Consider the following 12,421-nt stretch of genomic DNA (forward strand, 5'->3'; position numbering starts at 1 on the left):
TTTTTGTGTTTATTTTTATTTACCGAATGTTATAATTCATAAATTTAATAACGCTAAAGACGAAAAAAGTTTAAAATAATAGCAATGATTTTTGGTTTTCCTGATTTTTCGAATGCCGCTAAAGTAATACTTAAAATAGGACACATTATTTCTATCATAAGTATATATTTTAAAATTACTGCGATAGAAAAAATAAATAGGATAATAGTATAGTTCTTTCTTTCACGTTTATCCTCCTTAGAAATTAAATCGTTATAATAAAAGTTCTATTGATGTGTAGAATACAAGAGTGTACATATTTTGATTTAAAACATACTGAAGTACTATATAAACGATTATAAGTAAATAGATCTCTAGAAATATATATTCTAATTCCCTTTTCTTCTTGCATATAGTTGCAATTCTTCTTTTGAATATAACTAAAACACGAACGTTATTGACTACTAATAAAAAAACATTCGATTATTTATTGACATCGTTTATGAAATATTGTTAATATAGCCATAGAAACAATAATATAAGACCTCATATAATCGCGGGGATATGGCCTGCAAGTCTCTACCTAACGACCGTTATTCGTTAGACTATGAGGGAAAGTCACTCGGTATTTTTCTATTCACAAGGGATACGTATGCCTGAGTAGAGCGCTTTCTCTCATAGTAAAAGAGAAACTGTTCTATTTCAGGCTTTTTTTATTTGAATCGGGGGGATTCTAATATGAAATCACTAGTTGGAGTCATAATGGGAAGTACGTCAGACTGGGAAACAATGAAATATGCTTGTGACATTTTAGATGAATTAAATATACCGTATGAGAAAAAAGTTGTATCCGCTCATCGGACTCCGGATTATATGTTTGAATATGCAGAGACGGCTCGTGAACGTGGATTGAAAGTTATTATTGCTGGAGCTGGTGGAGCAGCACATTTACCAGGAATGGTTGCAGCGAAGACAAATCTTCCTGTAATCGGAGTTCCAGTTCAATCAAAAGCATTAAACGGCCTAGATTCATTATTATCCATCGTCCAAATGCCAGGAGGCGTTCCAGTTGCAACTGTTGCAATTGGTAAAGCCGGTTCAACGAATGCTGGATTACTTGCTGCACAAATACTTGGATCATTCCATGATGATATACATGATGCATTAGAATTGAGACGAGAAGCGATTGAAAAAGATGTGCGTGAAGGTAGTGAGCTAGTATGACGAGAATCATTTTACCTGGAAAAACGATCGGCATTATTGGAGGCGGCCAGCTAGGAAGAATGATGGCATTGGCAGCCAAGGAGATGGGATATAAAATTGCTGTTTTAGATCCTATAAAGCAATCACCATGTGCACAAGTTGCTGATATTGAAATTGTTGCACCGTATGACGATTTAAAGGCAATTCAGTATTTAGCAGAGATAAGTGATGTTGTCACATATGAATTTGAGAATATTGATTATAGATGTTTACAATGGCTTGAAAAACATGCTTACTTGCCACAAGGTAGTCAGTTGTTAAATAAAACGCAAAATCGTTTTACAGAAAAGAATGCAATTGAGAAGGCTGGGTTACCAGTAGCAACGTATAGATTAGTTCAAAATCAAGATCAGCTTACAGAAGCAATTACTGAGTTATCATTCCCTTCCGTCTTAAAAACGACGACAGGTGGATATGATGGGAAAGGGCAAGTTGTTTTAAGAAGTGAGGCTGATGTTGAGACAGCAAGAAATCTTGTGGATAAAGCAGAGTGTATTTTAGAGAAATGGGTGCCTTTTGAAAAAGAAGTATCCGTTATTGTGATTCGTAGTGTAAGTGGTGAAACGAAAGTATTTCCGGTAGCGGAAAATATCCATGTAAATAACATTTTGCATGAATCTATCGTTCCAGCTCGCATTACAGAAGAGCTTTCTCAAAAAGCAATTGCGTATGCAAAGGTACTTGCGGATGAATTAGAACTTGTGGGAACACTAGCGGTAGAGATGTTTGCTACAGATAATGGTGAGATTTACATTAATGAATTAGCACCAAGACCTCACAATTCAGGACACTATACACAGGATGCATGTGAAACGAGCCAATTTGGTCAACATATTCGAGCAATCTGCAATTTACCTCTAGGAGAAACAAATTTGTTAAAACCAGTTGTCATGGTAAACATTTTAGGCGAACATATAGAAGGGGTCCTAAGACAAGTGAATAGATTAACCGGGTGCTATTTACACTTATATGGAAAAGAAGAAGCAAAAGCAAAGCGGAAAATGGGGCATGTTAATATTTTAAATGATAATATTGAAGTTGCTCTAGAAAAAGCGAAGAGTTTGCATATTTGGGACCATCAAGAACAACTGTTGGAGGGAAAAAGATGATTAGTCGTTATACACGCCCTGAAATGGGTGCGATTTGGACGGAAGAGAACAAATTTAAAGCGTGGTTAGAAGTTGAGATTTTAGCTTGTGAAGCATGGGCTGAGCTTGGCGATATTCCAAAAGAAGATGTTAAAAAAATTCGTGAACATGCATCATTTGATATTGATCGTATTTATGAAATTGAAAAAGAAACACGTCATGATGTAGTTGCATTCACTCGTGCTGTATCAGAAACGCCAGCACTAGGCGAAGAACGTAAATGGGTTCATTACGGTTTAACATCTACAGACGTAGTAGATACAGCATTATCTTACATCTTAAAACAAGCGAATGAAATCATATTAAAAGACTTAGAGAACTTTGTAAGCATTTTAGCTAACAAAGCGAAAGAGCATAAATACACAATCATGATGGGAAGAACACACGGTGTTCATGCAGAACCAACAACATTTGGTTTAAAACTTGGTCTTTGGTATGAAGAAATGAAACGTAACGTAGAGCGTTTCAAGCAAGCAGCTGATACAGTTCGCGTTGGTAAATTATCTGGTGCGGTTGGTACATATGCAAATATCGATCCATTCGTAGAAAAGTATGTTTGTGAAAACTTAGGATTAGAAGCAGCACCAATTTCAACACAAACATTGCAACGTGATCGCCATGCTCATTACATGTCAACACTTGCACTAATCGCAACATCTATCGAAAAGATGGCAGTTGAGATTCGTGGTTTACAAAAGAGTGAAACACGTGAAGTTGAAGAAGCTTTCGCAAAAGGTCAAAAAGGTTCTTCTGCAATGCCGCATAAGCGTAATCCAATTGGATCTGAAAATATGACTGGTTTAGCTCGTGTTATCCGCGGTTATATGATGACAGCTTATGAGAATGTTCCATTATGGCATGAGCGTGATATTTCTCACTCTTCAGCAGAACGCGTAATTTTACCAGATGCTACAATCGCGTTAAATTACATGTTAAATCGCTTTGGTAATATCGTTAAAAACTTAACTGTATACCCAGAGAATATGAAACGCAATATGACAAGAACATACGGCTTAATTTATTCTCAGCGCGTAATGCTTACACTAATCGACAAAGGTATGGTACGTGAAGAAGCTTATGATATCGTACAGCCTAAAGCGATGGAAGCTTGGGAAACACAAGTACAATTTAAAGAGCTTGTAGAAGCTGATGAGCGTATTACAAGCAAGTTAACACAAGAAGAAATTAATGAATGCTTCAACTATGAGCATCACATGCAACACGTTGATACAATCTTTGAACGCCTTGGATTAAACGAAGCGTAAAATTTCATATGGCACAGAATAGAGTCATTCTGTGCCATTATTTATAAAAACATTATTCACATTTTTCAAACTACAGGGGGCTTGCGAAATGCAAAAGCTAGAATTGCTGTATGAAGGTAAGGCAAAAAGAATTTATCGTACAGAATCAGCAGATATGGTTTGGGTAGAGTACAAAGATAGTGCGACTGCTTTCAATGGGGAGAAAAAAGAGACGATTACAGGAAAAGGTCGTTTGAACAATGAAATTACAACTTTATTGTTCAGAAAGTTACAAGAAGTGGGAATTAAAACACATTTTGTTGAGAAGTTATCTGAAACAGAACAACTTGTTAAAAAAGTGAGTATTATTCCTTTAGAAGTTGTCACAAGAAATGTAATTGCAGGAAGTCTTTCAAAACGATTAGGAATGGAAGAGGGAACTGTACTTGCAGAACCAATCGTAGAATTTTACTTCAAAGATGATGATTTAAGAGATCCGCTTGTAACGGAAGATCATATTCGTGTATTAAACGTTGCATCGCCAGAGCAAGTAAGTGTATTACGAGATATGGCTCTACAAATCAATCAAGTGTTGATTGATCATTTCGCAAGCTGTCGTGTAAGATTAGTAGATTTCAAATTAGAGTTTGGTGTAACGGAAGAAGGAGAAATCATTTTAGCGGATGAAATTTCACCAGATACTTGCCGTTTATGGGATGAAACGAGCAATGAAAAGTTTGATAAAGACGTATTCCGTCGTGATCTTGGAAATTTAACAGAAGCTTATGAAGAGATTTTAAAACGTTTAGGGGGAATTTCACATGTATAAAGTTAAGGTATATGTAACATTAAGAGAAAGCGTATTAGATCCACAAGGAACAGCAGTAAAAGGAGCACTTCATAGTCTTTCATTTACAGAAGTACAAGACGTTCGAATCGGAAAGTACATGGAACTAACAATTGATAAATCTGTATCTGATTTAGATAGCAAGGTAAAAGAAATGTGTGAAAAACTATTAGCGAACGTTGTAATGGAAGACTTCCGTTATGAAGTTGAGGAGGTTGTCGCACAGTGAAATTTGCCGTAATAGTATTTCCGGGTTCGAACTGTGATGTCGATATGTTCCATGCAATTAAAGATGAGCTTGGCGAAGAAGTAGATTACGTTTGGCACGATACAGAGAATTTAGATGAATATGATGCCATTCTACTACCAGGTGGATTTTCTTATGGTGACTACTTACGCTGCGGTGCTATTTCTCGCTTTGCTAATGCAATGAAAGCAGTGCAAAAAGCTGCTGAGCAAGGAAAGCCGATTTTAGGTGTATGTAATGGATTCCAGATTCTTGTTGAATCAGGATTACTACCAGGAGCGTTAATGAGAAACGAAAACTTAAAATTTATGTGTCGCACTGTTCAGTTGCGTGTTGAAAATAATGAAACGATGTTTACATCACAATATGAAAAAAATGAAATAATCAATATTCCAATCGCTCATGGTGAGGGGAATTACTATTGTGACGAAGAGACTCTTAAACAATTAGAAGAGAATAATCAAATCGCATTCCGTTACGTAGAAAATCCTAACGGTAGCGTTTCAGATATTGCTGGTATTGTAAACGAAAAAGGAAATGTACTTGGTATGATGCCACATCCAGAGCGTGCTGTAGATGAATTACTTGGCGGTGCTGAAGGGTTAAAAGTCTTTCAATCTATCTTAAAACAGTGGAGGGAAACATATGTCGTTAATGCTTGAACCAAATCCAACACAAATTAAAGAAGAGCGTATATATGCGGAAATGGGGCTAACAGACGAAGAGTTTGCCATGGTTGAAAGGATTTTAGGTCGTCTGCCAAATTATACAGAAACAGGATTATTCTCTGTAATGTGGTCTGAACATTGTAGTTATAAAAATTCAAAACCAGTTCTTCGTAAGTTTCCAACGACAGGTGAGCGTGTTCTGCAAGGACCTGGAGAAGGTGCTGGGATTGTAGATATAGGTGATAATCAAGCAGTTGTATTTAAAATGGAAAGTCATAACCATCCTTCAGCTATTGAACCATATCAAGGAGCTGCAACAGGTGTTGGTGGTATTATTCGTGACGTATTCTCTATGGGAGCACGTCCGGTAGCTCTATTAAACTCACTTCGTTTCGGTGAATTACAGTCACCACGTGTGAAATATTTATTCGAAGAAGTAGTAGCAGGAATTGCAGGATACGGTAACTGCATCGGTATTCCGACTGTTGGCGGCGAGGTACAATTTGATCCATGTTATGAAGGAAATCCACTTGTAAATGCAATGTGCGTAGGTTTGATTAATCATGAAGACATTAAAAAAGGGCAAGCGCACGGTGCTGGTAACACAGTAATGTACGTAGGGGCATCGACTGGTCGTGACGGTATTCACGGTGCAACATTCGCGTCGGAAGAACTATCTGAAAGTTCAGAAGCGAAACGTCCAGCGGTTCAAGTAGGGGATCCATTTATGGAGAAACTTCTTATTGAAGCGTGTTTAGAATTAATTCAATCTGATGCACTTGTTGGAATTCAAGATATGGGTGCGGCTGGTTTAACATCATCTTCTGCAGAAATGGCAAGTAAAGCAGGAATGGGTATTGAAATGTACTTAGATGATGTACCACAGCGTGAAACAGGAATGACACCATATGAAATGATGCTATCTGAATCACAAGAGCGTATGTTAATTGTTGTGAAAAAAGGTAGAGAACAAGAAATAGTAGATTTATTTGAGAAGTATGGTCTTGCAGCAGTTACGATGGGGAAAGTAACAGAAGATAAAATGCTTCGTTTATTCCATAAAGGTGAAAAGGTAGCTGAAGTTCCAGCAGATGCTTTAGCAGAAGAAGCACCAATTTATCATAAGCCATCAAAAGAAGCAGCATACTTTGCTGAATTCCAAGCAATGAAAATGGAAACGCCAAAAGTAGAAAATTATAAAGAAGCGTTATTCGCTCTATTACAGCAACCAACAATTGCAAGTAAAGAGTGGGTATACGATCAATACGATTACCAAGTTCGCACAAGTACAGTTGTGACACCAGGTTCAGATGCTGCAGTTGTACGTGTACGCGGTACAGAAAAAGGATTAGCAATGACGACAGATTGTAACTCTCGCTACATTTATCTAGATCCAGAAATGGGCGGTAAAATTGCAGTAGCAGAGGCAGCGCGAAATATCGTATGTTCTGGCGGGGAGCCACTTGCAATTACAGATTGCTTAAACTTCGGTAACCCAGAAAAACCAGAGATTTTCTGGCAGATTGAGAAATCAGTAGACGGTATGAGTGAAGCTTGTCGCACATTACAAACACCAGTTATCGGCGGAAACGTATCGATGTATAACGAGCGTAGTGGCGAAGCTGTATATCCAACACCAACTGTTGGGATGGTCGGACTTGTACATGACTTAAAACATGTAACAACACAAGAGTTTAAGCAAGCTGGCGATTTAGTTTATGTAATCGGTGAGACGAAAGCTGAGTTTGGCGGAAGTGAATTACAGAAAATGATTCACGGTAAAATCTTCGGGCAATCACCAAGTATCGATTTAGATGTAGAATTAAAACGCCAAAAACAAGTATTAGAAGCAATTCAAGCTGGTCTTGTTCAATCTGCACATGATGTTGCTGAGGGTGGTTTAGCAGTTGCGATTTCAGAAAGTGCAATTGGTGCTAAAGGCTTAGGTGCTACTGTGAAATTAGATGGAGAAGCAACAGCAGCATTATTCGCTGAATCACAGTCTCGCTTCGTGATTACTGTAAAACGTGAAAATAAAGAGGCGTTTGAGAAAGCGGTAGAAGCAATCCAAGTTGGAGAAGTAACAAGTACAAATGAAGTAACAATTCATAATGAAGAAAATGAAGTATTACTTACAGCAAATGTAGATGAAATGAGAAAGGCTTGGAAAGGGGCAATCCCATGCTTGCTGAAATAAAGGGGTTAAACGAAGAATGTGGCGTTTTCGGAATTTGGGGGCATGAAAATGCAGCACAAGTTTCATACTACGGATTGCACAGTTTACAGCACCGTGGACAAGAAGGCGCAGGCATTGTCGTAAATAATGGTGAGAAAATTGTCGGTCACAAGGGGTTAGGTTTAATATCAGAAGTGTTTTCAAGAGGCGAGCTAGAAGGATTAAATGGAAAATCAGCAATCGGACATGTACGATATGCAACAGCTGGTGGAAGTGAAGTTGCTAACGTTCAACCATTGTTGTTCCGTTTTTCTGATCATAGTATGGCGCTAGCTCATAACGGGAATTTAATTAATGCAAAAATGCTTCGCCGTGAATTAGAGGCAGAGGGAAGTATTTTTCAAACAAGTTCAGACACAGAAGTACTTTTACATCTTATTAAACGTAGTACGAAAGACTCTTTAATTGAAAGTGTAAAAGAGGCTCTGAATAAAGTGAAAGGTGCGTTTGCGTATCTTTTACTAACTGGAAATGAAATGATCGTTGCGTTAGATCCAAATGGATTCCGTCCGCTTTCAATTGGAAAGATGGGGGATGCTTACGTTGTAGCATCTGAAACATGTGCTTTTGATGTAGTAGGTGCAACATACATTCGCGATGTAGAACCTGGTGAATTACTTATCATTAATGATGAAGGAATTCACGTAGATCGTTTTACAAACGATGTAGAACATGCGATTTGTAGTATGGAATACATTTACTTTGCACGACCAGATTCTAATATTGCTGGTGTTAACGTTCATGCAGCGCGTAAAAATATGGGAAAACGTTTAGCAGCGGAAGCTCCTATTGAAGCGGATGTTGTTACTGGTGTACCAGACTCTAGTATTTCAGCAGCGATTGGCTATGCGGAGGCAACAGGCATTCCGTATGAATTAGGATTAATTAAAAATCGTTACGTTGGACGTACTTTTATTCAGCCTTCTCAAGAACTGCGTGAGCAAGGGGTTAAGATGAAGCTTTCAGCAGTAAGAGGTGTAGTGGAAGGGAAACGAGTTGTTATGATTGACGATTCTATCGTAAGAGGAACGACAAGTAAACGAATTGTTCGTATGCTTCGTGAAGCTGGAGCGACAGAAGTTCACGTAAGAATCGCTTCACCACCTCTTAAGTATCCATGTTTTTATGGCATTGATATTCAAACGAGAAAAGAATTAATTGCAGCAAATAATACAGTAGAAGAAATCCGTGAAATGATCGGAGCAGATTCTTTAACATTTTTAAGCGAAGATGGATTAGTAGATGCAATTGGGCGTCCATATGAAGGGAAATATGGCGGTCTATGTATGGCTTATTTTAATGGGGACTATCCAACAGCTCTTTATGATTATGAGCAAGAGCTTTTAGAAAGTATGAAATAAGAAAAGTGAAAAAAGCTTCTACTTCTTTTGATGTAGAAGCTAGCTCCTTTCTTAAAATAGCCCGCCCTGGATGGGGAGAAATTAAAAGACGAGGTGTAAATAACGATGGCGAATGCATATAAGCAAGCAGGAGTAGATATTGAAGCTGGATATGAAGCGGTATCTCGCATGAAAAAACACGTACAAACAACTATGAGAAAAGAAGTACTAGGCGGTTTAGGCGGTTTTGGAGGTATGTTTGATCTATCAAAATTTGCATTAGAAGAACCTGTATTAGTATCTGGAACAGATGGCGTGGGAACGAAATTGATGCTCGCTTTTATGGCAGATAAACATGACACAATTGGTATTGATGCAGTAGCAATGTGTGTAAATGATATTGTTGTCCAAGGAGCAGAGCCGCTTCTCTTCCTTGATTATATTGCTTGTGGTAAAGCTGAACCTAGTAAAATTGAAAACATCGTCAAAGGTATATCAGAGGGCTGTCGCCAAGCTGGTTGTGCATTAATCGGTGGAGAAACAGCTGAAATGCCAGGAATGTATTCTACGGAAGAATATGATTTAGCTGGTTTTACAGTTGGGATTGTTGATAAGAAGAAAATTATAACAGGTGAAAAAATTGAAGCTGGTCACGTGTTAATTGGCTTAGCATCTAGCGGTATTCATAGCAATGGTTACTCTTTAGTACGAAAAGTGTTACTAGAAGATGGAGAACTATCTTTAGAGCGTATTTATGGTCGCTTAGAGCTACCTCTTGGTGAAGAATTATTAAAACCAACGAAAATTTATGTCAAACCTATTTTAGAACTATTGAAGAAACATGAAGTATACGGTATGGCGCATATTACAGGTGGCGGATTTATTGAAAATATTCCACGCATGTTGCCAGAAGGAATCGGTGCTGAGATTGAACTAGGATCTTGGAAAATTCAGCCGATCTTTAGTTTACTTCAAGAAGTTGGAAACCTGGAAGAGAAAGACATGTTCAATATTTTTAACATGGGTATTGGTATGGTAGTGGCAGTAAAGGAAGAAGATGCAAAAGATGTTGTTCGTCTTCTTGAAGAACAAGGAGAAACGGCTCGTATTATTGGACGTACTATACAAGGAGCTGGTGTTACTTTTAATGGGGGCACAGCACTATGAGTAGATTAGCGGTTTTTGCTTCTGGAAGCGGATCTAACTTTCAATCTCTCGTTAATGCGGTAGAAGAAAAAAGATTGGATGCAGAAATTAGTTTATTAGTATGTGATAAACCAGAAGCACGCGCTGTTGGTCGGGCACATTATCATCATATTCCGTGTTTTGCTTTTTCAGCGAAAGCATATGAGTCAAAAGAAGCGTTTGAAAAAGAGATATTAAAGAAGCTAGAAGAATATGAAATTGACTATGTTATTTTAGCTGGATATATGCGTTTAATTGGGCCGACGTTACTAGAAGCATACGGCGGGAAGATTATTAATATTCATCCATCATTACTACCGAGCTTTCCGGGTAAAGATGCTGTCGGTCAAGCATTAGAAGCAGGTGTGAAAGTAACTGGAGTAACGATTCATTATGTAGATGCAGGTATGGATACAGGGCCAATTATTGCGCAAGAAGCAGTAGTTGTTTCTGAAGGGGATACGAGAGAAAGCTTACAAAATAAAATTCAACAAGTTGAGCATAAATTATACGTAAATACAGTGAATCAAATTGTTCAGTCTGTGAAAGAATCAACTGTTAACTAACATACAACCAGGGGTGAAAGATAAATGAAAAAGCGTGCATTAGTAAGTGTTTCAGATAAAACAGGAGTAGTAGAATTTGTTAAAGGGTTACTAGAACAAGGGATTGAAGTTATTTCAACAGGTGGTACGAAAAAGTTACTAGAAGCAAACGGCTTACAAGTAATTGGTATTTCTGAAGTAACTGGTTTCCCTGAAATTATGGATGGCCGTGTGAAAACATTACATCCAAATATTCATGGTGGTCTATTAGCAGTTCGTGATAATGAAACACACGTAACACAAATGAATGAATTAGGTATTCAGCCAATTGACTTTGTTGTTGTTAACTTATACCCATTTAAAGAAACAATCGCTAAGCCTGATGTAACATTTGCTGATGCAATTGAAAATATTGATATCGGTGGCCCGACAATGATTCGCTCTGCTGCGAAAAATCATCAATTCGTATCTGTAATTGTAGATCCAGTAGATTATGATGTTGTATTAGCAGAACTAAAAGAGAACGGCGAAGTAATGGATGAAACGAAACGTAAACTAGCAGCGAAAGTATTCCGTCATACAGCAGCATATGATGCGCTAATTTCTAACTATTTAACAGAGCAAATGGGTGAAGAAAGTCCAGAAACATTAACTGTGACATTCGAGAAAAAGCAAGACTTACGTTATGGCGAGAACCCACATCAAAAGGCAACTTTCTATAAAGCGCCATTCGCAGCAACTTCTTCTGTTGCATACGCAGAACAATTACACGGTAAAGAATTATCGTATAACAATATTAATGATGCAGACGCAGCGCTCAGCATCGTAAAAGAATTTACAGAACCAGCAGTAGTAGCAGTAAAACATATGAATCCATGTGGTGTTGGAGTAGGAACTGATATTCACGAAGCATATACTCGTGCTTATGAAGCAGATCCAGTATCAATCTTCGGCGGTATTATTGCAGCAAATCGTGAAATTGATAAAGCTACAGCAGAAAAGTTACACGAAATTTTCTTAGAAATCATTATTGCACCTTCTTTCTCAAAAGAAGCTTTAGAAGTATTGCAAAGTAAGAAAAACTTACGTCTACTAACTGTAAATATTGAAAAAGCGACAAGTGCAAGCAAAAAACTAACTTCTGTACAAGGTGGGCTTCTCGTTCAAGAGGAAGATACGTTATCATTAGATGAAAGTACAATTTCAATTCCAACGAAACGTGAACCTTCAGAGCAAGAATGGAAAGATTTAAAACTAGCTTGGAAAGTTGTAAAGCATGTGAAATCAAATGCAATTGTTTTAGCGAAAGATGATATGACAATTGGTGTCGGTGCAGGACAGATGAACCGTGTAGGTTCTGCAAAAATCGCAATTACACAAGCTGGTGAAAAAGCACAAGGTAGCGCACTTGCATCTGATGCTTTCTTCCCAATGCCAGATACATTAGAAGAAGCAGCAAAAGCAGGAATTACAGCAATCATTCAACCGGGCGGATCAATCCGTGATGAAGATTCTATTAAAGTGGCGGATACGTATGGGATAGCTATGGGTTCTCTTGATCCTCTTTTTAAACTTCTATTGATATGGATGTTTAAAAGGTCCGGTCGAGATAACCTTCGCAAGTCGTCGTTGCAATGCCAGTGCGGTACTCATGTAGGAAAGCTACACTCCGTGTCCTCCTGGCAAATGCGCCTAGACCAGCTCGGTTCTCTTGATCCT

General features: G+C 38.0%; 11 protein-coding genes, 1 pseudogene and 1 riboswitch. Of the genes and pseudogenes, 11 read left to right on the forward strand and 1 reads right to left on the reverse strand.

The window, feature by feature from the left end; genetic code table 11:
- Positions 1-36: 36 nt before the first annotated feature.
- Positions 37-226: pseudogene (locus DN403_RS32065) on the reverse strand (hypothetical protein).
- 279 nt (positions 227-505) lie between these two features.
- A riboswitch (purine riboswitch) is annotated at positions 506-607 on the forward strand.
- 110 nt (positions 608-717) lie between these two features.
- Here DN403_RS32065 and purE point away from each other — a divergent pair.
- From purE to purH, 11 genes are all read left to right on the forward strand, one after another.
- Entirely contained in the window at positions 718-1,203 is a 486-nt protein-coding gene (gene purE / locus DN403_RS29345; protein WP_000839367.1) for a 5-(carboxyamino)imidazole ribonucleotide mutase, read from the forward strand.
- Positions 1,200-2,351, forward strand: coding sequence for a 5-(carboxyamino)imidazole ribonucleotide synthase (purK, locus tag DN403_RS29350; protein WP_000196763.1), 1,152 nt, complete (start codon positions 1,200-1,202; stop codon positions 2,349-2,351). The genes purE and purK overlap by 4 nt, the downstream gene beginning before the upstream one ends.
- A complete protein-coding gene (gene purB, locus DN403_RS29355; protein ID WP_000625682.1) occupies positions 2,348-3,655 on the forward strand; it encodes an adenylosuccinate lyase in 1,308 nt (435 codons plus the stop codon). Before purK ends, purB begins: the two co-directional genes overlap by 4 nt.
- 88 nt (positions 3,656-3,743) lie before the next feature.
- Positions 3,744-4,463 carry a phosphoribosylaminoimidazolesuccinocarboxamide synthase gene (gene purC / locus DN403_RS29360; protein ID WP_149186053.1) on the forward strand — a complete coding sequence of 240 codons (720 nt, stop codon included), beginning with the start codon at positions 3,744-3,746 and terminating at the stop codon, positions 4,461-4,463.
- Entirely contained in the window at positions 4,456-4,710 is a 255-nt protein-coding gene (gene purS, locus DN403_RS29365) for a phosphoribosylformylglycinamidine synthase subunit PurS (protein ID WP_000278823.1), read from the forward strand. The genes purC and purS overlap by 8 nt, the downstream gene beginning before the upstream one ends.
- Positions 4,707-5,390, forward strand: coding sequence for a phosphoribosylformylglycinamidine synthase subunit PurQ (purQ, locus tag DN403_RS29370; protein WP_000666782.1), 684 nt, complete (start codon positions 4,707-4,709; stop codon positions 5,388-5,390). Before purS ends, purQ begins: the two co-directional genes overlap by 4 nt.
- Positions 5,374-7,593, forward strand: coding sequence for a phosphoribosylformylglycinamidine synthase II (gene purL, locus DN403_RS29375; protein ID WP_000055594.1), 2,220 nt, complete (start codon positions 5,374-5,376; stop codon positions 7,591-7,593). The genes purQ and purL overlap by 17 nt, the downstream gene beginning before the upstream one ends.
- Positions 7,578-8,993: an amidophosphoribosyltransferase gene (gene purF / locus DN403_RS29380; RefSeq protein WP_000879026.1), complete on the forward strand. Its 1,416-nt coding sequence runs from the start codon at positions 7,578-7,580 to the stop codon at positions 8,991-8,993. Before purL ends, purF begins: the two co-directional genes overlap by 16 nt.
- A 105-nt stretch (positions 8,994-9,098) precedes the next feature.
- Positions 9,099-10,139 (forward strand): phosphoribosylformylglycinamidine cyclo-ligase, encoded by a 1,041-nt coding sequence (purM, locus tag DN403_RS29385; protein ID WP_149186054.1) that lies wholly within the window; start codon positions 9,099-9,101, stop codon positions 10,137-10,139.
- Positions 10,136-10,723 (forward strand): phosphoribosylglycinamide formyltransferase, encoded by a 588-nt coding sequence (gene purN / locus DN403_RS29390; protein WP_000088578.1) that lies wholly within the window; start codon positions 10,136-10,138, stop codon positions 10,721-10,723. Before purM ends, purN begins: the two co-directional genes overlap by 4 nt.
- A 24-nt stretch (positions 10,724-10,747) precedes the next feature.
- On the forward strand, positions 10,748-12,421 hold a 1,674-nt coding region (gene purH / locus DN403_RS29395), incomplete at its 3' end, for a bifunctional phosphoribosylaminoimidazolecarboxamide formyltransferase/IMP cyclohydrolase (protein WP_255452085.1).

The organism is Bacillus sp. AY2-1 (assembly GCF_008368965.1).
Lineage (GTDB): Bacteria > Bacillota > Bacilli > Bacillales > Bacillaceae_G > Bacillus_A > Bacillus_A thuringiensis_S.